Below are 22,600 nucleotides of genomic sequence, written 5' to 3' on the forward strand. Positions count from 1 at the left end.
AAAGGTTAGCTTGAGAGGGAGGGAGCCGGCGCATTGGCGCCGAACGAGGCACGGGTGGCGATGCACAGGGATGCTGCGAAGATTGGTGCGATGGCGGTAGCGGCAGCGGAGCCGAGCGTCGAGACGCTTTCTGAGCGAATGCGACGCGGCGCGCTTTTTGACGTCGCCTGCCCCTCGCGCGATGTGCTGAAGCATGTGACCAGCCGCTGGGGCGTGCTGGTCTTGCTCGCCCTGCTGCAGGGCACCCATCGCTTTGCCGAACTGCGCCGCCGGATTGGCGGGGTCAGCGAGAAGATGCTGGCCCAGACGCTGCAGATGCTGGAGGCCGACGGCCTGGTCATTCGGCACGCCCGGCCAGTGGTGCCGCCGCATGTGGAATACAGCCTGACGGACCTCGGCCGGGAGGCCGGTCAGCGGGTTGCCGCCCTTGCCGACTGGATCGAGATCAGCATGCCTGAGATCATGCGCCATCGTCGCGACAGGCAGGACGCCGCAGAATAAGGACACGGGAGCGCTTGTTCTTTCTTGCGCGCCTTATGCGCCGAGGTCCTGCCCCAGCCACGCAAGGAAGTCCTGGATCGCGGTTTCGTCACGGCGGCAATAGGACCATTTTCCCTGCCGCCGGACGGTCAGAAAACCCGCCTGCCGCAACAGGTCGAGATGGCGGCTCGCCGTCGGCTGGGCGATCCCGAGAGCTTCGGCAATCAGTGTCATGCAGACGCCGAAGGCGACCGGGTCCGCCGAAACCTGTCCGGAGAAATGCTCCGCCGGATCGCGGAGCAGGCGCAGGATCGTCATCCGCACATCGCTGGAAATCGCCCGCAGTTGCGCCTCGCGCAGGGCATTTGCCGGGGCAGGGGTTGCATCGCTCATGCGCTTATTCATATAGTCATTTCGCTAAATGTAAATATGAAGACGAGGCCAGGGAGGGCCGAAGGATGCTTCTCGACCTGCCGTACACCAGCGTCGTCGACGGATCCGCCATCCGCTGGGGGCGGGCAGGCAATGGTCCGCCGCTGGTTGCCATCCATGGGACGCCGTTCTCCTCTCAGGTCTGGCGACGGATCGTGCCGCATCTGGCGCCGCACTGGACGGTGTACTGGTTCGATCTTGCCGGCTATGGCCAATCGGAGATGCGGGAGGGGCAGGATGTCTCGCTCGGCGTGCAGAACCGGGTTCTCGCGGCGCTTCTGCGGGAGTGGGGACTGGAGCGGCCACATGTGCTGGCCCATGACTTCGGCGGCGCGACGGCGCTGCGCGGTCACTTCCTCGATGGCCTCGCCTATGGGTCGCTGACGATCTTCGACGCGGTGGCGCTGGCGCCCTGGGGCTCGCCCTTCGTCCGTCATGTGCGTCAGCATGAGGCGGCCTTCGCCGGCATGCCGGCCTATATGCACGGGCCCCTCGTGACCGCCTATCTGCAGACCTCGGCCGCCCGGGTGCTCGATGACGAGGCGCTGCGCGTCTATGCCGCCCCCTGGACGGGCGACGTGGGGCAGCGCGCCTTCTACCGGCAGATCGCCCAGATGGATCAGCGCTACACCGACGAGATCGAGAGGCTCTATCGCCGGATGGATTGCCCGGTCACGGTGCTGTGGGGCGAGAAGGACGACTGGATCCCGCTGGAAAAGGGCCGCGACCTTGCCGAACGCATCTCCGACCGGCCGCTGGTGGTGATACCCGAGGCCGGCCATCTGGTGCAGGAGGACTATCCGGAAGCCATTGTCGCGGCGATGCTGCGACAGGTGCCGGTCGCCTGAAAGGGCCTGCGCCTCGCCGTCAGGTCTCCAATGCGTCCCGCAGGCGATAGTACCAGATCGCCAGCGTCGCATAGATCGGGTGCAGGGCGTGGGCGGGAAGCGGGCGGATGTCCGTGAAGCGGAAGGGCAGGGGCTGCGCACCGTCGAGAAGGTGGCTGCCGATCGCCGTGCCAAGTGCGCTGGAAAGCGCCACGCCGCGCCCGTTATACCCCGCCGCCATGGTGAGGCCCGGCAGGGGCTGGTGGACATGCGGCAGGTGGTCGGCTGTCATGGCGACCCGGCCGGTCCAGCGATAGGCGATCGGCAGGCCGCGGGTTTCCGGGAAGGTCCGGTGCAGGTTGCCGATCAGCCGGGTGTAGGCCGCGTCCGCCGGGGTGTCGGAGAAGGTGCCGCGCCCGCCCATCATCAAGCGGTTTTCCGGCCCGATCCGGAAATAGTTGCCAACGCGGCGGGTGTCCGAGACGACGCAGCGTCCAGGCAGGATCCGCTGCAGCAGCGCGTCCGGCAGCGGCGCGGTCGCGACCTGGAAGCTTCCCGCCGGAACGAGGCTTGCCCTCAGCTTGGGAAACAGCGGCCCGCTGTAGCCGTTGGTCGCGACGATCACCTGGCCGGCGAGCACGCTGGCGCCATTGGCAAGGCTGACGCGCCAGCCCTGTCCCTCCCGCGCCAGCCGGATTGCCGCCGCCCCGACGCGGATGTCCGCCCCTTGCGCGAGCGCGGCCTGCGCAAGGCCCGTGGCATAGTTCAGCGGGTGGAGCCTGCCGGCCCGCCGGTCGAGCCAGCCGCCTTCGAAGATCGCCGTTCCCGTGTGGGCGCGGACCTCGTCGCGGGTGAGCAGGTCGACATCGGCACCTCGGGTCTGCCACTGCCTGCCCCGCCGCTCGAGCAGGCCGAGATGTGCCCGCTTGACGCTGCCCTGCACCCAGCCGTCGCGGCTCGCCTCGCAATCGATTCCCTCCGCCTCGATCAGCGCCAGGGTCGTCTCGGCGGTCTTGCCGACAAAATCGGTGGTCGCCTCGCCGAAGACCGCGTCGATCTCGTCCGGATCGATCTTGATGCCCGGAATGACCTGGCCGCCATTGCGGCCCGAGGCGCCGAAGCCAGGCGCCTGCGTGTCGAGCACGATGACGGAGGCGCCGCCGCGGGACAGGCTGAGCGCGGCGGCAAGGCCGGTATAGCCGGCGCCGATGATCGCCACATCGGCCCGCATATCGCCTTCGGGCGGCGGCAGGGTCAGCGGCGGGCGGGCGGTCGCGGCCCAGAGCGAGGGAATGGTGTGGGACATGGTCGGCGGCCTCAGACGGGATGGGTGACCCTGCGCAGGAAGTCCTGGGTGCGTTCATGCTGCGGGTTGCGCAGCACCTCGGCGGCCGGCCCCTGCTCGACGATGCGCCCGCCGTCGAGGAAGAGCACGTTGTCGGCGACCTCGCGCGCGAACTGGATCTCGTGGGTGACGACGAGCATTGTCATGTGCTCCTCGGCGAGCGAACGCATCACCTGCAGCACCTCGCCCACCATTTCCGGATCGAGGGCGGAGGTCGGCTCGTCGAAGAGGATCGCCTCCGGCCGCATGGCCAGCGCCCGGGCAATCGCCACGCGCTGCTGCTGGCCGCCCGACAGGGAGGCCGGATAGGCGTCGATCTTCTCGGCCAGGCCCACCCGCGTCAGCAGGTCCTCGGCGCGTTGCCGCGCCACTTGGCGATCCTCGCGCAGCACGTGGATCGGTCCTTCCATGACGTTTTCCAGCGCGGTGCGATGGGGAAACAGGTTGAACCGCTGGAACACCATCGAAACCCTGGTGCGGATCGCGTGGATCGTCGAGCTGGTCGCGTCGACCTGCTCGCCGTTGATGGCGATGCGGCCCTGCTGGTAGGTCTCCAGCCCGTTGACGCAGCGAAGCAGGGTGGACTTGCCCGAGCCGGAGGGGCCGATCAGACACACCACCTTGCCCTTGCCGATCTCGGCGTCGATGCCCTTCAGCACCTCGTGGGAGCCATAGGCCTTGTGAACGTTCTCGAAGGTGATCATCGGGCTTTCCCCATTGCCACTTCCACCCGGCGCATGACGAAGTTCAGCGGCAGCGTCAGGCACAGGTAGAGCAGGGCGACCAGCGTGAAGACCGTCAGGTTGTTGAAGGTGGAGGAGGCCAGCATCTTGCCCTGCATGGTGAGTTCGGCGACCGAGATGACGGACACCTGCGAGGAGTCCTTCAGCAGCATCACGATGTTGTTGGTGTAGGGCGGGACGACGATGCGGAAGGCCTGCGGCAGCACCACCCGGCGCATCATCAGGCCCTGGCGCATGCCGATCGATTTGGCCGCTTCGACCTGGCCCCGGTCAACCGCCTCGATGCCGGCGCGGAACGTCTCGCCGATATAGCAGGAATAGGTCAGGGCAAGACCGATGACGCCGGCCTGGAAGGCGGTGAGATCGAGGCCGACCTCGGGCATCACGAAATAGATGTAGAACAGGATGACGAGGATCGGGATGCCGCGGATGAACTCCACAAGCAGGCGCACCGGCGTTGCCAGCGCCCGGATCCCCGATGTCCGGCACAGCGCCCAGAACAGGCCGAGCCCGGTCGCCAGCGTCAGCGACAGCACGGTGACGGCGATCGTCAGCCAGACGCCGGACAGGAGGAAGGGAAGGTACTCGGCGGACTGAGAGAGGAACTTGTTCATCGAAGGGCCTGCCTGTGACGGAAAGCGAGGTGGGGTGAGCCGGCGGCCGGTTCACCCCCTATCGGAAGGCTTGGGCCGTCTCAGAGGCCGTATTTGGCGAAGATCTTGGCGAGCTCGCCGCTGTCCGACATCTTCGCGAGGGCGGCGTTGACCGTCTCCAGCAGCTCGGGATTGTCCTTGGCCACCGCCAGCGCGACCGTTCCCTCGCTCATCGGCGTGTAACCCTCGACGAGGCGCACGCCGAAGTCCGGGTTCTGGGCGATCTGGTAGGCGATGATCGGCTTGTCGCCGAAGCCGGCCTTGATGCGGCCGAGCTTCACCTCGCGCATGATGTCGGCGAGGGAGTCGTACTGTTTCACCTCGCTGAAGATGCCGAGGCTGTTCAGCTTGTCGGCGAAGACGGTGCCGACCTGCGCGCCGACGGTCTCGCCCTTCAGCATGTCGAGCGTGTAGGCGGTGTCGTCCGCGGCAGCGACGAACATGGCGTCGCCATAGGTGTAGACGCCGGTCGAGAAGTCCACGACTTCCATGCGCTTTTCGGAGGCGAACATGCCGGCCGAGATCAGGTCGATCTTGCCCGTCGTCAGCGCCGGGATGAGCGCGGAGAAGGCGGAAAGCTCGAACTTGACGGTCAGGCCGGCCTCGGCGGCGATGGCCTCGGCGATGTCGACCATGGCGCCGGTCGGCTTCTGGGTGGCGGTGTCGACGAAGGTGAAGGGCACGCCGGTCGTGGTCACGCCGACGGTGAGGTCCTTGGCGAGCGACGGCAGGGTCAGTCCGACCGACAGGATCAGCGTGGCTGCAAGCTTCTTTATCATAGCGGTTTCCTCTGGTGTTTGGCTGCATCGGCCGCATGCCGCGCGGGCGGACGGGCGTCGATGGGGCGGATATCCGCTCGGCTATCCGACTTTTCACCATAATGAAAACGAACAAGGTTTCAATCGGAGTCTGCTGAAATTGTTCACTGTCGTGAATTTGGCTCTCTGGAAGGCCGCAGCGCGGAGGTTTTGAATTGCCCATACGGCTGATACAGCTTAAACTTCCGGTCGAAACCGCATGATCTGCCGATCTGGTGAGGGATTCGGATTTTTTCACCAAGGTGAACCTGGAGGCGTTTGAGCGTATGATGAATTCCGGATCGCCGGGTCCCGGGATCGCCGAGATCGGCGATGAAACGACGGACGACGATCGCACCTTGGGCCTGGCGGTGCGGCGGGCGCGGCAGGCGCGCGGCCTGTCCCTGCAGCGTGTCGCGGAGGCGGCCAATGTCTCGGTCGGTCTGCTCAGCCAGATCGAGCGCGGCATCTCCTCGCCGTCGATCCGGGCCCTGCGCGCCGTCTGCAGCGCGCTGGACATCCCCGTGCACGCGCTGTTCGGCGATGCCGAGGCGGCGCTCGAGCAGGAGAGCCGCCGGATCGTGCGCGTCAACCAGCGCCGCCGCGCCGATTTCGGCGACCGCGGCATGGTCAAGGAATTCCTCACCGCGCGCAACGAGGGCGCCTTGCAGGTGATGGAGATCGCGCTGGAGGTTGACGGCGGGTCGGGCGAGGACCCTTACAATCATGAGGGCGAGGAATGCGGCGTCGTCCTGGAGGGGCGGCTGGAGCTCTATGTCGACGGCGCGGTCTACCGGCTGGCGGAGGGCGACTCGTTCTATTTCGAGAGCACGCTGCCGCACAAGTTCCGCAACATCGCGAACGGCAGGACCCGCATTCTCTGGATCACCCCCCCGCCGGTCTGGTGAGGGGAGGGCGCCCGCTCTCCATTCCCTGCGCCCGGCCCCGCTCCCCGACCTGCGCTGCCGCGCCCTTTCCCGGCTTGTGGCGGCGGCCCGGACTGCTATTCTTCCGGTTGCATTTCAGGCAGATATTGACCGGATCCGATGGTGCCCCTCCGCAGCTATTCGCAGATTGAAGAGAGGCGCCGGGCCGGTGAGTTGACCTTGGCCGAGGAACAGCTTCTCGCCGAATGCCGGAGCGGCGAGCCGGTCGTGCTGGGCGACGGCACCCGGCCCGACTATGCCTCGCCCGAGCGGACGATCCGCGCCGACCTGCTGCGCTATCTCATCCTCGGCGGCTGCGAGGCCTTCCGCACCCATGAGCGTGGCGTCCAGGTCAAGGGGGCCTGGATCGACGGCAATCTCGATCTCGCCTTCGCCACCGCGCGCGGTGCGACAGTGCTCAGGAATTGTGGGTTTCCGGACGGAATTGAGGCCGATCAGGCCGCTCTACAAAGGCTTGATCTCGAGGGGAGCCGGCTGAAGGGCTTGTCGGCTAACGGTTGCCAGGTCACGGGCGACGTGTGGCTTGACGGGGTCGAGACGTCAGCGTCAGTCCTGCTCGCTGGTGCAACCATCGGCGGTCAGCTCGCCTGCGAGGGCGCAAAGCTCGTTGGCGGCGATGGCAAGGCGCTCAACGCGCAAGGCTCGCGAATCACGAGTGATGTGTTTCTTAGCGGTTTGACCTCAAAGGGGGAGGTGAGCTTTTCCGGCGCTCGCATCGGCGGTCAACTCGGCTGCGACGTCGCCACGCTCGACGGCGGCGGCGGCATGGCGCTGAACGCGCAAGGCGCGCAGATCGCAGACGACGTGTTTCTTAACGGTTTGACCTCAAAGGGGGAGGTGAGCTTTTGCGGTGCTCGCATCGGTGGTCAGCTTTCTTGCGAGGGCGCAAAGCTCGTCGGCCGTGGTGGCAAGGCACTGAACGCACAGCGTTTGCGCGTGGAGCGGGGCTTTTTCTGGCGCGGCGTGGGTTCGGTGACAGGCGCGGTCGATCTCGTCTCGGCTCATGTCTCGGACCTGGTCGATGACCTCGAGAGCTGGGAGAAGGTGGACTCTCTTCGTCTTGTCGGCCTGACCTATGACAACCTCCACGGCCCGCTCGACGAGGAGATGCGCCTCGCCTGGCTGCGCAAGGGCGCGAAACCCAACGGCGTCTTTCACCCCCAGCCGTATCAGCAACTCGCCAAGGTGCTGCGCGGCAGCGGCCATCGGGCCGAGGCGCAGGCGGTGCTCATCGCCATGGAGCGGGAGCGGCGCCGGGCCGCCCGAAGCTGGCGGCGGCGGGAGATCCACTATCGGCGCGACGTGCGGCGTTTGAGTCGCGAGCGCTCGCAAACCGCTTTGGAGGTGATCGAACAGCCTGCTCACGGAGCCGCGGCACTTTCCCGCACGCTGGCGCCGGCCTTCAATCTGCGCCACAAGGACCGTCCGCTCGAACCCGGCACCAGCGCCTATGAACGAGAGCTGGCCCGGCTCGATTTCCGCAACCGGTTGCTCGCGGCCAACACGGTTGCGCGCACGGCAGGGGCTTTGCTGCAGCTTCGCAACGCGCTGTTCAATCTCGTCGCCGGCTATGGCCATGCTCCCATGCGCAGCATCTGGACGCTGCTTGCCATGGTCGCGGTGATGGCCGGCCTGTCCTTCGCCACCTGGAACGCCGGCGATTTCGCGCCGAACTCGGATGTCGTGCTGGTGTCGGAGGGCTGGACGGAGATCGCCAATGCGCCGGACGGTCTCGACATCAACGCCGCTGCGATCTGGTCCTCCGCGACGGGGCCTGGTCGCGACTACGAGAGCTTCAACGCCCTGTTCTATGCCGTCGATGTGGTGTTGCCGCTGGTCGAAATCGGGCAGGAGGCGGCCTGGGCGCCGTCGCCCGCACGCGGCTGGTTGGGCTGGTTCGCCCACCATGCCCAGAAGGTGTTCGTGATCCTCGGCTGGATCGTCGCGGCGATCTTCGCCGGTGCGGTCACCGGCATCATCCGCCGCGATGACTAGAGCAATTCCAGGAAAAGTGGGAACCGGTTTTCCGTCCGGAATTGCGTAAAAACAAAGGGATAGAGCATGTCCGTGGCTCGGGGGAAACCGGAAATGCTCCAGGGCCAGGGGCTGCCCTCACTCTTCCTCGAAGGTGAGCGCCGTGCCGTTCATGCAATAGCGCAGGCCGGTCGGCGGCGGGCCGTCCGGGAAGACATGGCCGAGATGCCCCTCGCAGGTGCCGCAGCGCACCTCCGTGCGCACCATGAAATGCGAGCGGTCCTCGTGCTCGCTCACCGCATCCGGCGTCACCGGCTCGAAGAAGCTCGGCCAGCCGCAACCGGCATCGAACTTGGTATCGGAGCGGAACAGCGGCGTGCCGCAGCCGGCGCAGGAATAGAGGCCGCCGCGAAAGACGTTCCAATAGGGGCCGGAGAACGGGCGCTCCGTGCCGGCCCGGCGCAAGACATGGAACTGCTCCGGCGTCAGTTCGGCGCGCCATTCCTCGTCGCTCTTCATGAGTTTCTTGTGCTGGTCCGCGTTCGTCATGTCCGCACTCCGGTGGTGAAGTGACAACTCCGACTGCCAGAAATAGGAACCTGTGGCCTCTGCGACAATAGGCTTGGCGGGCGATGGCGAAAACTGTCACGCGCCGGCCCTAAATCGCTTGCCCGGCCTGTTGTGCTGGTTATATGTGAGGCAAATCTTCATGAACACTCCGTAGGGTGGGCTGATTCGTCAGATCGCCCGGCTGTCCGGTTCGTTTCATCTTTTTGAGGAGGCACATGTCGATCACAGGCCCCGAGGCGACCTTTGCCGCCGTCCTCGCTCCCTTTGCCGCGGCGGCGATCGCCCCCTTCGCGACGCGGCTGTTTGGAGCCAATGCCGCCTGGCCGCTCGCCCTCGTGCCGGCCGCGATCTTCCTGTTCTTCGCAGGGCTCGTGCCTGAGGTCGCAGGCGGCGCCAGTTTTGCGCCGGCGGTGGACTGGGTGCCGGCCTACGGGGTCAGCTTCTCCTTCTATGTCGACGGCCTGTCGACGCTGTTCGCGCTGCTCATTTCCGGCATCGGCACCTTCATCATCCTCTATGCCGGCGGCTATCTGAAGGGCCATCCGCACCAGGGGCGGTTCCTCTCCTTCCTGTTCCTGTTCATGGGCGCGATGCTCGGCCTGGTGCTCGGCAACGACCTGATCACGCTGTTCATCTTCTGGGAACTGACCTCGATCACCTCGTTCCTGCTGATCGGCTTCGATCACCTGCGCGCCGCCTCGCGCCGTGCCGCGCTACAGGCGCTGGTGGTGACCGGCGGCGGCGGGCTGCTGCTGCTCGCCGGCTTCCTGATGATCATCGCGCTGACCGGCGTGACCGACATGGCGACGCTGCTCGCCGGCGGCGACATCCTGCGCGAACAGGCGCTCTATCCGCTGGTGCTGCTGCTGGTGCTGGGCGGCGCCTTCACCAAGTCGGCGCAGTTCCCGTTCCATTTCTGGCTGCCGAACGCGATGGAGGCGCCGACCCCGGTCTCCGCCTTCCTGCACTCCGCGACCATGGTCAAGGCCGGCGTCTACCTGCTGATGCGCATGCATCCGGTGCTCGGCGACACGGCGCTGTGGACGACGATCCTGCCGATCTTCGGCGGCATCACGCTGCTGGTCGGCACGCTGCTCGCCGTGCGCCAGACCGACCTGAAGCTGATGCTCGCCTACACCACGGTCGCCTCGCTCGGCCTGCTGGTGATGCTGACCGGCACGAGCTGGGACAAGGCGATCGAGGGCGCGGTGCTCTATCTGCTCGCCCACTCGCTGTTCAAGGGCGCGCTGTTCATGGTCGCCGGCACCATCGATCACGAGGCCGGCACACGCGACGTGACCAGGCTCGGCGGCCTGCGCGGGGCGATGCCGATCACCTTCGCCGCCGCCTGCCTTGCCGCCCTGTCGATGTCGGGCCTGCCGCCCTTTGTCGGCTTCATCGCCAAGGAATATCTCTATGACGGCATCTGGGGGGCGTCGGGCGCCCACCTGACGATCACCGCCGTCGCGGTGATCGGCAATGCGCTGATGCTGGTGATCGCCGCTGCGGTGGCGCTGAAGCCCTTCCTCGGGCCGAAGGTCGAGACGCCGAAGCACGCGCATGAGGGGCCGGTGCTGCTCTATGCCGGGCCGGTTGCCCTCTCGCTCGCCGGCCTCGCGGCGGCCGTGATGGCCCATGCGACCGGCGTCTACTTCATCTCGCCGGTGGTCTCTTCGGTGCTCGGCACCGCGACCGTGGTCGATGTCCATCTCGTGCCCGGCTATATCGGCGCGGCCCTCATCCTGTCGCTGATCACCGTCGCGCTGGGCATTGTCCTCTATCTCAAGCTCGATGTCCTGCGGGCGCAGATGCAGCGCCTGCTCGCGGCCATCGGCTGGGGGCCGGACAAGGGCTTCGACCAGGTCATCGCCGGCCTCGTCTCGTTCTCCGGCAGCTTCACCCGGCTGGTCCAGGGCGGCCGGCTGGACGTCTATATGACGCTGACCTTCCTGGTCACGGCGCTGGCGCTCCTGGTGCCGCTGACGCTCACCGGCAACTGGCCCTCGGCCGTGCCGGTGCCGGACCTGCGGTTCTACGAATGGGGCATCCTGGCGATCGCCGTCAGCGGTCTCATCGCCGTCCTGATCGCCAAGACCCGCCTGACCGCCATCGTCTCGCTCGGTATCCAGGGCTTTGCCGTCGCGGTCATCTTCATGCTGTTCGGCGCCCCCGACCTGTCCTTCACCCAGTTCATGGTCGAGACCCTGTCGGTGGTGATCCTGGCGCTGGTGATGACGCGCCTCAACCTGCGCCCGCGCGACCACCGTCCGCTGCTGCCGCGCGTGGTGCAGGGCACCATCGCGCTCGGCGTCGGCGTCGGGCTGGCGGCGCTGCTGATGCGCGTCACCGAACTGCCCTTCGACCGGTCGCTGTCGGACTTCTTCGAGACCTACAGCCGCACCATCGCCCATGGGCGCAACATCGTGAACGTGATCCTCGTCGACTTCCGCGGCTTCGACACCTTCGGCGAGATCGCCGTGGTCATGCTCGCCGGCCTCTGCGTGCTGGCGCTGATCCGGGTGCGGCCGAAACATGCCAGGGAGGAGGCGTTCGACCGCGCCGCCGGTGACGAGGCGCTGCAGAAGAGCGGGGAGGCACGCCTGTGAGAACGGTCATCTTCCGCACCATCGCCCCCTATCTGGCCGCGCTGATGGTGCTTTTCTCGATCTTCGTGCTGCTGCGCGGCCATAACGAACCGGGCGGCGGTTTCATCGGCGGGCTGATCGCCGCCTCCGCCTTCGCCATCTACGGCATCGGCTGCGGCGTTGCCGCGGTGCGCCGGGCCATCACCTTCCATCCGATGAGCATCGCCGCCGCCGGCCTGTTCCTCGGCGGCGTGTCGGGCCTGCCCTCGCTGTTCACCGGCCAGCCCTTCATGACCAGCCAGTGGTGGTATGTGCATATGCTTGGTGTCGAGGTGCCGTTGTCGACGCCGCTGTTCTTCGACATCGGCGTCTATCTCGTCGTGGTCGGGGCCATCACCTCGATCGCGCTTGGCCTGGAAGAGCGGGAGAGCGACTGATGGAACCCGCCTTTGCCATTCTGATCGGCCTGTTCTTCTCGGTCGCCGTCTATCTGCTGATGTCGCGCCAGTTGGTGCGCGTGCTGCTCGGCGTCGCCATTTTCGGCAATGCGGTGAACCTGCTGATCTTCACCTCCGGCCGGCTGCTGCGAGAGGTGCCGCCGGTCATTCCGGCAGCGCTGCAGGTGCCGGACGTGACGATCGCCAACCCGCTGCCGCAGGCGCTGATCCTGACGGCGATCGTCATTTCCTTCTCCTTCTTCGCCTTCCTGCTGGTGCTGGCCTACCGCGCCTATCAGGAACTGGGCACCGACAATGTCGTCGAAATGCGCGTTGCCGAGCCCACCGGTGAAACCGCCCCGCCGCAGGGATACTGAGCATGGCCGCTTCCGACTACCCCGTTGATCTCTCGCAGGCCATGCGGATGGATGCGGTGCCGCCGGGCGACTGGCTGATTGTGGCGCCGCTGCTGATCACCATCCTCGGCGGTGCGATCTGCCTGATGACGCGCAAGAACACCGACGCGCAGCCGAAGGTGGCGATCATCTTCCTGACGCTGCTGGTCCTGTCCTGCGCCGGCCTGCTTGCCCGCGTGCTCGACAAGGGCGTGCTGACCATGGTCGCCGGCAACTGGCTGCCGCCTTTCGGCATTGCGTTCACGGTCGATGCCATGGGGGCGACGCTGGCACTGGTGTCGTCGATCGTGGCGCTCGCCGCGGCCGTCTTCGGCATCAACGATATCGACAAGTCCGGCCGCCGCTACGGCTTCTATCCGTTCCTGCTGTTGCTGATGACCGGCGTTTGCGGCGCCTTCCTGACCGGCGACATCTTCAACCTCTATGTCTGGTTCGAGGTTCTGCTGATCTCGTCCTTCGGCATGCTGGTGCTCGGCAACGAGCGCGCGCAGCTCGACGGTGCGGTGAAATACGCCCTGCTCAACATCGTCGCCACGACCCTGTTCCTGATCGCCACCGGCCTGCTCTATGGCATCCTCGGCACGCTGAACATGGCCGACATCGCGCGCAAGGCGGCGGCGGGCGGCTTCGAGGGGCCGCTGATGACCGTGGCGGTGCTGTATTTCCTGGCCTTCGCCATGAAGGCCGCGGCCTTCCCGGTCAATTTCTGGCTGCCGGCCTCCTACCATACGCCGCGGATCGTCGTGGCGGCCCTCTTCGCCGGCCTGCTGACCAAGGTCGGCGTCTATGCCCTGCTGCGGATCTTCGGCGTGCTGCTGCCGGATGCAAGGCTGATGCTGTCCGACCTGATCGCCGTCGTCGCCATTGCGACGATGCTGACCGGCGTGATCGGCGCGCTGGCCCAGACGGACCTGCGCCGCCTGCTCGGCTTTCTCGTCATCTCCGGCATCGGCTCGATGCTGGCCGGCCTTGCCATCGGCACCGCGCCGGCCATGGCCGGAGCGATCTTCTACGCGGTTCATTCGATCCTCGTGATGACGGCGCTCTACATGGCGGCGGGCGTCATGCGGGCGCTCGGCGGCTCCTATTCGATGCGCGAACTCGGCGGCCTTTACCGGGCGAGCCCGGTGCTCGCCGCCGTCTTCCTGATGCTGGCTTTCGCCGTGTCGGGCCTGCCGCCGTTCTCCGGGTTCTGGCCGAAGGTGCTGCTGGTCGACGCGGCCCTGCAGGACGGCCATGGCTGGATCGCCGGCGCCATCCTGCTCACCGGCTTGCTGACCACCATCGCGGTCGGCCGCGTCTGGATCTACGCGTTCTGGCGCGGCGGCGCGGAAGGCACCGCCGACGGCCAGTTGACCGCGACCCTTGTCGTCCCGGACGAGGTGCGCGGCCCCGGCGTCTGGCTTCCCATCGGCCTGCTGCTCGGCCTGGTGGTGCTGATCGGCCTGCAGCCCGAGTTCATGATGCAGGTGGCGCAGCGCGGTGCCTTGACCCTTGTCGAGCCGCTCGGCTACCTGCGGTCCGTCTTCGGAGATACCGTCCAATGACCGGCCTTTTCCTCATCAACATCCTTCTGGCGCTTGCCTGGGGCGCGGTCACCGGCAGCTTTGCCGAAGTCAACCTGCTGTTCGGCTTCCTGCTGGGCACGATGGCGCTCTACCTCATCCGCGAGCAGACCGGGTCCGATCGCTATCTGCGGCGGTTCTGGCTGATTTTCGTCCTGGCGATGACATTCGTCTACGAACTGGTGCTGTCGGCGGTGAGGGTCGCCTCCATCGTCCTGCGGCCGAAGATCGAACTGAAGCCCGGCATCATTGCCTATCCGCTCACCGTCGACCGGGATTTCGAGATCACCATGCTCGCCAATCTGATCACGCTGACGCCGGGCACCCTGTCCGTCGACGTGTCCGACGACCGCAGCACGCTCTACATCCACTGCATCGACGTGCCGGACAAGCAGGCGACCATCGACGACATCAAGAACAGCTTCGAACGCAAGATCCTGGAGGCCTTCCGATGAGCGGCCTTGCCGAATTCTCGTCCGCTTTCCTGGACGTGTGTGTCAACATCTCGCTCGCCGTGCTGACGGTGGCTTTCGTGCTGATCGTGTTGCGCATCGTCAGGGGGCCGACCCTTCCGGACCGGGTTGTCGCGCTCGACATGCTGGTGGCGGTGGGCATCGGCTATATCGCCGCCATCGGCGTGCAGACCGACTATTTCCTTTATGTCGACATCGCCATCGCGCTCGGCCTTGTCGGGTTCCTCGCGACGGTCGCCTTCGCCCGTTTCGTGCTCAACCGCGGCCTTGCCCGCGATCCGACGATCGTCGACGAGATCCGCGAGACCGAACTGCGCGAAGGGCGGTCGAAAGCGAATGTCGCCGGCTCTGCCGGACCGCAAGGGGAGGGCGCACGATGACCCCGTTTCTCGAAATTGCCGTCGGTCTGGTCCTCGTGATCGGGTCGGCCTTCTCGCTGATCGCCACGCTCGGCCTGTTGCGGCTGAAGGACGTCTACATGCGGATGCATGCCGGATCGAAGGCCGGCACGCTCGGCTCGGGCCTCATGCTGATCGCCCTGGCGGTCCATACCGGCGAGGTGGACGTGCTGACGCGGGCGCTCGCAGGCGTGGTGTTCTTCCTGCTGACGGCGCCCGTCGCCGCGCATCTTCTGGCCAAGGCGTCCTACGAAGTCGGCTACCGGCCCTGCTCCGATACCCATATCGACGAGATGGGCAAGCGCGACACCTGAACGGCGAAGCCGCCGCGCGTCCGCGCCGCTGTGCGGGTGCGGGTTCGCGGCGGGCCGGGAAACTGCCCTGATTTCGCCTTTTTATTCGCAATCTGCTTTTCTTGTTTTTGCGAAATCTAGTTCGTCCTTGGCAATCGATTGGCAACGCGATCTGGCTACATGGGTTTCATTCAAAAATTTCTCTTGTGATTGCCTTTTTGTCGATATATACGACACACATGGCTTTCGGTCGGCAGAATCGTAGTCAGATATTGCCTCGCGTCAGTAACGAAACAGTACGCTGAGCTTGTCTGACCGTACTTTTGTCGGTCTATTTCGCAAAAGTTCCGAATAAACTGATGGGTGGAATAATGACTGATACGGTCGCCGACGACAATCTCATCGACCTGACCGCCGAAATCGTCTCGGCCTATGTGTCCAACAACACCGTTGCCTCGTCCGACCTCGCCGGTCTGATCAACGAGGTTTACAATGCGCTCCAGCGGACCAGCGGCTCGACCGTCGAGCCCGAGCCGGAGCCGCTGCGTCCGGCCGTTCCGGTGAAGAAGTCGGTGACGCCCGACTACATCATCTGCCTTGAGGACGGAAAGAAGTTCAAGTCGCTCAAGCGGCACCTGCGCACCCATTACGACATGTCGCCGGAAGAGTACCGCGAGAAGTGGGGCCTGCCGAGCGACTATCCGATGGTCGCGCCCAACTACGCGGCGGCCCGTTCGGAACTGGCCAAGAAGATGGGCCTCGGCCAGCAGCGCAAGCGCGGCCGCTAAGCCCTGCCGAAAGGTCTGGCGCGGCTGTAGGGCCGGAACGTCGACCTTGAGATTTCGGCCATAAAGCAAGACCGCCGCGGATCCCTCCGCGGCGGTCTTTGCTTTTGAGGGGCTTGCCCCTTTTGAAGGGGGCGCGTGCCGGCCGGCGACTTTAGCCCGACGACCGTAGCCCGGCGATTGGGGCTCAGCCGTCCTGCGGCAGCAGCCAGCCGCCGGCGAGACGCACCGGCACCTCCTCGCCGGGCGCCACCCTGCGGGCAAGGTGCAGCACCAGCGGCTCGTCGATGCCGGCAAGGGTCGCCGTCGCCTCGAAGAAACCGCCGCGATAGCTCGCATGCAGCACCCTTGCGCGCGGCGCGCCATCGTCTCCGGCAATCTCGACGTCTTCGGGCCGCAGCATCACCGTGCCCGCGCCGGCGCGCGCCTGCGGCGCGGCGCGAACCTCGAGAGCGTGGGCGCCGGCGCGCACCCGGGCCGATCCGGCCTCCACCGTCTCCACCTCGACGCGGGTCAGCGCCGAGCGGCCGATGAAGCGCGCCACCGATTCGCTCGCCGGGCGCAGATAGACCGTCTCGGGGCTCGCTGCCTGCAGCAGGCGCCCCTCCCACAGGATGGCGATGCGGTCGGCCAGCGCCATGGCCTCGCGCTGGTCGTGGGTGATGTAGAGCGTCGTCGCCCCGGTCTGGCGATGAAACAGCGCAAGCTCCTCCTCCATCGACTGGCGCAGATGCGGGTCGAGATTGGCGAGCGGCTCGTCCATCAGGATGGTGCCGGCCTGCTGGGCAAGGCAGCGGGCGAGGGCGACGCGCTGGCGCTGGCCGCCCGACAGCGAGGCGGGCTTGCGCGCCGCGAAGGCCGAGAGCCCCACCTTGTCGAGGCTGCCCTCGACCCGTTGCTTGCGGTCGCTGGCGGCAAGGCCGGCGCTTTCGACCGGAAAGGCGACGTTGTCGCGCACGCTCATATGCGGCCACAGCGCATAGGACTGGAACACGACGCCGACATTGCGCGCTTCCGGCGGCACATGGCGGGAGCGGGAGGCGACCGTCTCGCCGCCGATGGCGATCTCGCCTCCGTCCGGCGTCTCCAGTCCGGCGATCAGCCGCAGCAAGGTCGATTTGCCGCAGCCGGAGGGGCCGAGAATGGCGAAGAAGCTGCCCGCCTCCACGTCCAGCGAGATGTCGCGGACGGCCGTCTGCTGGCCGAAGCGCTTGGTCAGCGCGCGAAGGGAAACCGACATGGGACTCCGGTTCTGTGTTCGGATCGGGAAAGCGGCCTGACGAGGGGCGCGGCGGTGCGGGAGCCGCCCGCAACCGAGCCCCTTCGCATGACTGTGTGAGGATCGCATGACAGCGGATCCGCCGGCTCACTTCTTCGGTGCCGGCCGTTCCGTGCCCCAGTTGGAATAGATGCGCGAGCGCCGCGCCTCCGCCTCCTGGCCATAGCGGTTGATCGCCTCGCAGCCCTTTTCCAGCAGCACCACCTCGGCGGCGAGCTTCTTCCAGGCGACATTGGCGTCCCACACCTTGGAATGGGACGGCGTTTCGATCTCCAGCGCGTCGATGGCGGTGCGATAGGAGACGAGGCGGTAGCGCAGCGCCTGGCTCGCCCAGTCGACATAGCGCCGGTTCTCCCAAACGCGCGCCTGGGCGCCGGCCAGTTCCTCCTTGGTGGAGATGTCGCGCCGGCCGAGGGCGCGCAGCCGCTCCACGTCCGCCTTCATCACCCGCGTCGCCACCTCGCAGAACGGCGGAACGAGGGCCGCGTCGGCGCGGGCATCGGCGGCCACCTTGTCGTAGCGCACCTCGCTGGAGCGGTAGCGGTCGGAGCGGAGATAGGAGTAGTAGCGGTCGGGGTCGAGCTTGCTGGCGGTCTCCGGCAGGATGCGGGTGCGGATCAGTTCGACGCGCGTGCCCTCGATCCAGTCTTCGCTGGCCGGTGGGCGGATCAGCGTCCAGCCGCGATCGCGCATCTCGCGTTCGTCATCGGTGAGGTTGAAGCGCGACATCGGCTCGCCGCGCGACACGGCGAGTTCCGCCCCGGCCTCCGGCATCAGCCGGTCGTGGATCACCGAAGGTGCGGCGCGCCCGAAATCTCCGGTCGGCCGCTGGCAGGCGGCGAGCGTCAGCCCGGTGCAGGCAACCAGAAGCACGCCCGCGAGAGCGCGTCCCGCGCGGTGTTTGATCATCGGACGCCCCGCGACCGGAGGCCGTTCGGCCAGGGTCGCATGCGCTGTCGGACGGCGGATCGTCACCTTCGCTCTTTCCCGTCGAGCCCCCCGCGCCCCGTGTTGGGGCGGGTGGTCCGGCTCAGTGAGCCTTGCCGGGATCGCGCTCCAGACCCGGATGCCCAAGGCTATCCTGTTTGCGCCCGATTCGCGCGCCGAGATCAAGCGTTCCGGCGCCGTCGCGACGTTCGATCCGCACGCCGGGGAAGATGACGATTTCGGCCGGCCCGGTCCGGCCGCGCGGCAGGCCGCGACGGATGGGACGTCCCGGCCGATAGCCGCAATGAAAGTTCAGCACGGTGCCCATAGCACCCTCCGTGAGCCAACCCGGTGCGCGGTGGCGCGCCGGCCCCAGACCCCTGGCAGGTCACGCTGTACCAACTGCCGTAAGGTGAGTAGGAACGAGTCAGGGTTAACAACTCGCTAACGCTTTTCTGGCAGTTTTACGCAGTCCGCTTCCGGTAGGTTCACTTCGGCGAAATCCAGCGGCGGGCACGTGTAGATGCGTAGCGCAGGCAGTCACGGCCCGTGTCCAGATCCTTCGACGTTTCCAGCAAGTCTCCGCCTCCCGGCGCGGCTCTTTCCGAGAGCGCGGACGACCGTCGCCGCGCGCACCATCGTCCGATGGACGGCGTCCTCGATCTGGCAATGGAGCCGGGCGATGCCCGCAAGGCCGGGCTGCTGCTCGCCGCCACCGAGCTCTATGTCGCGCGCGAGGGGCACGACGTCTCCGAACGGCGCATCTTCGCCGAGCTCTTCCGCCAACTCCTGCCCGATACGCCGGCGAGCCAGCGGCTCGTCATCGCCCGGCTGCTCGCCGCCGCCCCGGCGGCGCCGCAGGAGTGTCTCAGCCTGCTTGCCGCCGATCCCGACAGCGGCATCGCCGCCGCCGCGCTCGCGGGCGAGGGCGCCCTGTCCGAACCGGATCTGATCGCCCGCGCCGCCAGCGGCGATGCCGCCGTGCACCGGGCCATCGCCGCGCGCTCGCAGATGCCCGAACCCGTGGCTCATGTGCTGCTGCGCCATGCGGACCTTTCGACGCTGAAAGTGCTGCTGGCCCGCCCCGACTGCCCTCCCGGCGACCGGGTGCTGGAGCTCTTGTCGGAACGCGAGGAGATGCTGCGGGCGCTCGCCGCCGACCTTGCCCGCCGCCATGCCCTGCCGGCGCCGCTGCTCTTCGCCCTGTTCCTCGATCTCGATCGCACGGGCCGCATGGAGGCGATCGCCGCCGCCGAGGCGCGGGCACTCGCCGAACTGGCCCGCCGGGGCGACCCCAGGCTGCTCAACGTCGCCTTCAAGCCCGCCGTGCTGGAGGCCCTGGTCGCGGCGGCGCTCTCCGGCGGCGTTGCCGTCTTCGCGGCGCGTCTTGCCCATGCGCTGGCGCTGCCGGCGGAGACCGCCGCGCGCATCGTCGACGATCCGGGCGGCGAAGCCCTGGTGCTGGCGCTCAGGGCGCTCGGCACCGGCGACAGCGAAAGCGGCCGCGTCCTGGTGCGGGTGCTCGGCCAGACTGCCCCGCTGGAGCACCTGCGCGGCCTCATTGCCCTGCATGACCGGGTGACGCCGCGCGCCGCGATGCTGGTGATGGAGGGGCTGTGCGCCGGACCCGCCGCCGCCCTGGCGCAGCTTGCCGACACCCGCGAGGAGGCGCCGCGCGCCGTCCTCGGCCGGGCCCGCGCCGCCGGCCTCGCCTCGCCCTATGGCGGTCTCTCCCATGCGGAGCGCCACGACGGCCAGGGCGGACGGTCGGTCGCCCCGCCGTCCTCTGCCGCCACCGCCCCCTCGCGCCGCGATGCCGGCTGACGCCCGGCGAGCCTTGCAATAATCCCGAGCCTGTGGGCCGGCGCACAAGAAACTGTTACATGCGCCTGCTATGGCCCGTGTTCGCCCGTTTCGTCGAACGGGATGCTCACGCCAGTCACGGGGTTTCGCATGATCAAGACCAAGCTGCTCGCGGCCGTTCTGACGGTTTCGCTCGCAACGCCCGCCTTCGCCGACCTGTCCGGCAAGCTGGTGCTCTACACCTCGCAGCCCAATGCCGACGCGCAGCAGACCGTCGACGCCTTCAAGGCGAAGCATCCGGGCGTCGAGGTCGAGTGGGTGCGCGACGGCACGCCCAAGGTGATGGCCAAGCTCGAGGCCGAATTCGCCGCCGGCGACCCGCAGCCGGACCTGCTGCTGATCGCCGACACGGTGACGATGGAAAGCCTGAAGAAGGAAGGCCGGCTGCTGGCGCATGAGGGCGCCGACGTTTCGGCCTACGATCCGGCGATCATGGATGCCGACCGCACCTATTTCTCCACCAAGCTGATCACCACCGGCATCGTCTACAACACCGGCGCCGCGATGGTGCCGGCGTCCTACAAGGACCTGTTGAAGCCGGAGGCGAAGGACAGCTTCGTCATGCCGTCGCCGCTGACCTCGGGCGCGGCGACCATCCACATGGTCTCGGTGACCAGCCATCCGGACCTCGGCTGGGCCTTCTACGAGGGGCTCGCCGAGCAGGGCGCGCTCGCCCAGGGCGCCAATGGCGGCGTCTACAAGGCGGTTGCCGGCGGCGAGAAGCTCTATGGCTTCCTGGTCGACTTCATGGCGATCCGCGGCGCGGCGGAAGGCGCGCCGGTGGCTTTCGTCTTCCCGCAGGAGGGCGTCTCCGCCGTCACCGAGCCGGTCGCGATCCTCAAGACCGCGAAGAATGTCGAGGCCGCCAAGGCCTTCGTCGACTTCCTGATCTCGGAAGAGGGCCAGGCCCTTGCCGCCTCGCAGGGCTACCTGCCGGCGCATCCGGGCGTGCCCGCTCCGGAAGGCTTCCCGGCCCGCGACAAGATCAAGCTGCTCGACTTCGATCCGGCCGCCGCGCTCGAGGGCGACGCCGCCAACAAGATGAAGTTCGAAGAGATCTTCGGCGGGTAACCGGGATTTGCGCAGTCCGTCCGCCTTCGCGATCGCCGGCGGCGAGGGGCTCTCCCTCGCCGCCGTCGCCTTTCTGGTCACGCTGCTGTGCGGCGTGCCGCTGGCGCTGCTCTTCGCCATCGGCCTGACCGGGGAGGGCGGCGGACTGTCGCTCGGCCCCCTTGCCGACACGCTCGCCTCGCGCTCCGTCCAGCGGGCGCTGTGGAATTCGCTGGAAAGCAGCTTCCTGTCCGCCTGCCTTGCCACGGCGCTCGGCACCGTGCTGGCGCTGGCCCTCGGCCTCACCAATGTGCGGGCCAAGGCGCCGCTGGTCTTCCTTATCCTGCTGCCGATGATGATCCCGCCGCATGTGACGGCGATCGCCTGGAGCCAGGCGCTGGGGCCGGCATCCCCGGTGCTGCAGGCGCTGGGACTGGCCTCGGCGGCCGGCGCGCCGCATCCGGTCTACTCGCTGACCGGCCTCGTCGCGCTGCTCTCGTTCCAGCACATGCCCATCGTCTTCCTGGTGGTGCGGGCGGGCCTGCGCGCCTTCCCGCGCGAGCTCAGCGATGCCGCCCGCGTCTCCGGTGCCCGCGCGCCGCGCCTGCTGTGGCGCATCACCCTGCCGCTGCTGGCGCCCTCGCTGCTGGCCGGCTTCGTGCTCGCCTTCGTCAGCGCGCTCGGCAATTTCGGCATCAATGCGCTGATCGGCATTCCGGCGCGCTACACCACCCTGCCGGTGCTGATCTGGCGCCGGCTCGCCGGCTACGGCCCCTCGGTGCTCGGCGACGTGGCGCTGATCTCGATCCTGCTCGCCATCGTTACCCTCGGCCTTGTCGGCATCCAGGTGCTGCTGCAGCGGCGCCTGCGCAACGCGCTGGTCGGCCTGCCGCAACAGCCGCTGGCCGTCGATCTCGGCCGCGCCCGGCTGCCGGTTGAGGCGACGGTCTGGCTGCTGCTCGCCGCCACCTTGCTGCTGCCGGCGCTGTCGCTGTTCGCCACGTCATTGATGCGCACCTACGGCCTGCCGCTGGTCGCAAGCAGCCTGACGCTGGAGAACTATGCCGAGATCCTGTTCCGCCAGGCGGTGACGCTGCGCGCCTTCGCCAATTCCACGGCGGCGGCCGCGCTTGCCGCCCTGCTGATCGCCGCCCTGTCGATCCTGCTCGGCTATTTCCTCGCCATGCGCCGGGGCGCGGCACGCCGGATCGCCGGCCTTGCCGCCGCCCAGGCGGACGTCGCCTATGCGGTGCCCGGCCTCGTCATGTCGATCGCCTTCATCCTGATGTTCCTGCGCCCGCTGCCGGTGCTCGGCGTCAGCCTCTACGGCACCATGGCGATCATCCTCGTCGCCTATGTGGCGGTGTTCCTCGCCATCGGCCTCAACGCGGTGATGGCCGCCTATATGCAGGTGGATGCCAGCCTCGACGATGCCGCGCGGGTGTCGGGGGCGGGCTTCTTCCGCCGGCTCTACCGGGTGCATGCCCCGCTGGTCGCGCCGGCGGCGGCCTCCGGCGCTATCCTCGTCTTCCTCACCTCCTACAACGAGGTGACGGTGTCCGCGCTGCTGTGGTCGGCGGGCAACGAGACCATCGGCACGACGATCTTCAATTACGAGGACGGCGGCTACACGACGCTTGCCGCCGCCATGTCGAGCGTCACCGTGGCGGCGACGGTGCTGGTGATGCTGGCGGTCAATGCGCTCGCCCGCCATGTGCCGGCCGGCGCCATCCCCTGGAAGGACTGACCGCGCCGAGCGTG

At 67.5% G+C, this 22,600-nt stretch carries 24 protein-coding genes; 15 read left to right on the plus strand and 9 right to left on the minus strand.

Going from position 1 to position 22,600, the window contains the following annotated elements:
- Positions 1-90: 90 nt before the first annotated feature.
- Complete coding sequence (locus P2PM1_RS25000; protein WP_186400997.1) at positions 91-501, plus strand: helix-turn-helix domain-containing protein; 411 nt, start codon at positions 91-93, stop codon at positions 499-501.
- A gap of 33 nt (positions 502-534) precedes the next feature.
- Here P2PM1_RS25000 and P2PM1_RS25005 read toward each other — a convergent pair whose 3' ends face one another.
- Positions 535-873, minus strand: coding sequence for a helix-turn-helix transcriptional regulator (locus P2PM1_RS25005; RefSeq protein WP_186394188.1), 339 nt, complete (start codon positions 871-873; stop codon positions 535-537).
- Positions 874-938: 65 nt separating this feature from the next.
- On the opposite strand from P2PM1_RS25005, the gene P2PM1_RS25010 reads away from it, so the two are divergent.
- Positions 939-1,760, plus strand: a complete 822-nt coding sequence (locus tag P2PM1_RS25010; RefSeq protein ID WP_186400973.1) for an alpha/beta fold hydrolase — start codon at positions 939-941, stop codon at positions 1,758-1,760.
- Between the two features lie 19 nt (positions 1,761-1,779).
- Here P2PM1_RS25010 and P2PM1_RS25015 read toward each other — a convergent pair whose 3' ends face one another.
- From P2PM1_RS25015 to P2PM1_RS25030, 4 genes are all read right to left on the minus strand, one after another.
- Complete coding sequence (locus tag P2PM1_RS25015) at positions 1,780-3,045, minus strand: FAD-binding oxidoreductase (protein ID WP_186400974.1); 1,266 nt, start codon at positions 3,043-3,045, stop codon at positions 1,780-1,782.
- Between the two features lie 11 nt (positions 3,046-3,056).
- Positions 3,057-3,788 carry an amino acid ABC transporter ATP-binding protein gene (locus tag P2PM1_RS25020; protein ID WP_186390017.1) on the minus strand — a complete coding sequence of 244 codons (732 nt, stop codon included), beginning with the start codon at positions 3,786-3,788 and terminating at the stop codon, positions 3,057-3,059.
- The gene (locus P2PM1_RS25025; protein ID WP_186390016.1) at positions 3,785-4,441 is read right to left on the minus strand and encodes an amino acid ABC transporter permease; all 657 of its coding nucleotides are present in this window, start codon (positions 4,439-4,441) and stop codon (positions 3,785-3,787) included. The genes P2PM1_RS25020 and P2PM1_RS25025 overlap by 4 nt, the downstream gene beginning before the upstream one ends.
- Before the next feature lie 80 nt (positions 4,442-4,521).
- On the minus strand, positions 4,522-5,259 hold the full coding sequence (locus P2PM1_RS25030) for an ABC transporter substrate-binding protein (RefSeq protein WP_186390015.1): 738 nt from the start codon (positions 5,257-5,259) through the stop codon (positions 4,522-4,524).
- Positions 5,260-5,564: 305 nt separating this feature from the next.
- Here P2PM1_RS25030 and P2PM1_RS25035 point away from each other — a divergent pair, with 305 nt between their 5' ends.
- A complete protein-coding gene (locus P2PM1_RS25035; protein WP_208985419.1) occupies positions 5,565-6,185 on the plus strand; it encodes a cupin domain-containing protein in 621 nt (206 codons plus the stop codon).
- Positions 6,186-6,383: 198 nt separating this feature from the next.
- Positions 6,384-8,219 (plus strand): hypothetical protein, encoded by a 1,836-nt coding sequence (locus P2PM1_RS25040; RefSeq protein WP_186400975.1) that lies wholly within the window; start codon positions 6,384-6,386, stop codon positions 8,217-8,219.
- 117 nt (positions 8,220-8,336) lie between these two features.
- Here the strand turns inward: P2PM1_RS25040 and msrB are convergent, their stop codons facing one another.
- Entirely contained in the window at positions 8,337-8,747 is a 411-nt protein-coding gene (msrB, locus tag P2PM1_RS25045; RefSeq protein WP_186400976.1) for a peptide-methionine (R)-S-oxide reductase MsrB, read from the minus strand.
- Positions 8,748-8,983: 236 nt separating this feature from the next.
- Between msrB and P2PM1_RS25050 the strand changes: the two genes are divergently transcribed.
- The 8 genes from P2PM1_RS25050 (at position 8,984) to P2PM1_RS25085 (ending at position 15,723) form a co-directional block, all read left to right on the plus strand.
- Positions 8,984-11,374, plus strand: a complete 2,391-nt coding sequence (locus P2PM1_RS25050; RefSeq protein ID WP_186400977.1) for a putative monovalent cation/H+ antiporter subunit A — start codon at positions 8,984-8,986, stop codon at positions 11,372-11,374.
- Entirely contained in the window at positions 11,371-11,790 is a 420-nt protein-coding gene (locus P2PM1_RS25055) for a Na+/H+ antiporter subunit B (protein WP_186390011.1), read from the plus strand. The genes P2PM1_RS25050 and P2PM1_RS25055 overlap by 4 nt, the downstream gene beginning before the upstream one ends.
- Positions 11,790-12,167: a Na+/H+ antiporter subunit C gene (locus tag P2PM1_RS25060; RefSeq protein ID WP_186390010.1), complete on the plus strand. Its 378-nt coding sequence runs from the start codon at positions 11,790-11,792 to the stop codon at positions 12,165-12,167. Before P2PM1_RS25055 ends, P2PM1_RS25060 begins: the two co-directional genes overlap by 1 nt.
- 2 nt (positions 12,168-12,169) lie before the next feature.
- The gene (locus P2PM1_RS25065; protein WP_186400978.1) at positions 12,170-13,753 is read left to right on the plus strand and encodes a Na+/H+ antiporter subunit D; all 1,584 of its coding nucleotides are present in this window, start codon (positions 12,170-12,172) and stop codon (positions 13,751-13,753) included.
- Complete coding sequence (locus tag P2PM1_RS25070) at positions 13,750-14,226, plus strand: Na+/H+ antiporter subunit E (RefSeq protein ID WP_186400979.1); 477 nt, start codon at positions 13,750-13,752, stop codon at positions 14,224-14,226. Before P2PM1_RS25065 ends, P2PM1_RS25070 begins: the two co-directional genes overlap by 4 nt.
- Positions 14,223-14,624 (plus strand): cation:proton antiporter, encoded by a 402-nt coding sequence (locus P2PM1_RS25075; protein WP_186400980.1) that lies wholly within the window; start codon positions 14,223-14,225, stop codon positions 14,622-14,624. The genes P2PM1_RS25070 and P2PM1_RS25075 overlap by 4 nt, the downstream gene beginning before the upstream one ends.
- Entirely contained in the window at positions 14,621-14,956 is a 336-nt protein-coding gene (gene mnhG, locus P2PM1_RS25080; RefSeq protein WP_186390006.1) for a monovalent cation/H(+) antiporter subunit G, read from the plus strand. The genes P2PM1_RS25075 and mnhG overlap by 4 nt, the downstream gene beginning before the upstream one ends.
- A 350-nt stretch (positions 14,957-15,306) precedes the next feature.
- Positions 15,307-15,723, plus strand: coding sequence for a MucR family transcriptional regulator (locus P2PM1_RS25085; protein WP_186390005.1), 417 nt, complete (start codon positions 15,307-15,309; stop codon positions 15,721-15,723).
- Positions 15,724-15,907: 184 nt separating this feature from the next.
- On the opposite strand, the gene P2PM1_RS25090 is transcribed toward P2PM1_RS25085, so the two are convergent.
- The 3 genes from P2PM1_RS25090 to P2PM1_RS25100 all read right to left on the minus strand — a co-directional run bounded on the left by P2PM1_RS25090 (position 15,908) and on the right by P2PM1_RS25100 (position 18,254).
- Complete coding sequence (locus tag P2PM1_RS25090; RefSeq protein ID WP_186400981.1) at positions 15,908-16,960, minus strand: ABC transporter ATP-binding protein; 1,053 nt, start codon at positions 16,958-16,960, stop codon at positions 15,908-15,910.
- A gap of 126 nt (positions 16,961-17,086) precedes the next feature.
- Positions 17,087-17,908 (minus strand): hypothetical protein, encoded by an 822-nt coding sequence (locus tag P2PM1_RS25095; RefSeq protein ID WP_208985420.1) that lies wholly within the window; start codon positions 17,906-17,908, stop codon positions 17,087-17,089.
- Positions 17,909-18,029: 121 nt separating this feature from the next.
- Positions 18,030-18,254 carry a hypothetical protein gene (locus tag P2PM1_RS25100; protein ID WP_186390003.1) on the minus strand — a complete coding sequence of 75 codons (225 nt, stop codon included), beginning with the start codon at positions 18,252-18,254 and terminating at the stop codon, positions 18,030-18,032.
- 317 nt (positions 18,255-18,571) lie between these two features.
- Between P2PM1_RS25100 and P2PM1_RS25105 the strand changes: the two genes are divergently transcribed.
- The 3 genes from P2PM1_RS25105 (at position 18,572) to P2PM1_RS25115 (ending at position 22,586) form a co-directional block, all read left to right on the plus strand.
- Positions 18,572-19,750, plus strand: coding sequence for a DUF2336 domain-containing protein (locus P2PM1_RS25105; protein ID WP_186400982.1), 1,179 nt, complete (start codon positions 18,572-18,574; stop codon positions 19,748-19,750).
- Between the two features lie 132 nt (positions 19,751-19,882).
- Complete coding sequence (locus P2PM1_RS25110) at positions 19,883-20,860, plus strand: ABC transporter substrate-binding protein (RefSeq protein WP_371515153.1); 978 nt, start codon at positions 19,883-19,885, stop codon at positions 20,858-20,860.
- A 7-nt stretch (positions 20,861-20,867) separates the two neighbouring features.
- Positions 20,868-22,586: an iron ABC transporter permease gene (locus P2PM1_RS25115; protein WP_208985421.1), complete on the plus strand. Its 1,719-nt coding sequence runs from the start codon at positions 20,868-20,870 to the stop codon at positions 22,584-22,586.
- Positions 22,587-22,600 lie beyond the last annotated feature (14 nt).

Source organism: Stappia sp. P2PMeth1 (genome assembly GCF_900185735.1).
GTDB lineage: Bacteria > Pseudomonadota > Alphaproteobacteria > Rhizobiales > Stappiaceae > Stappia.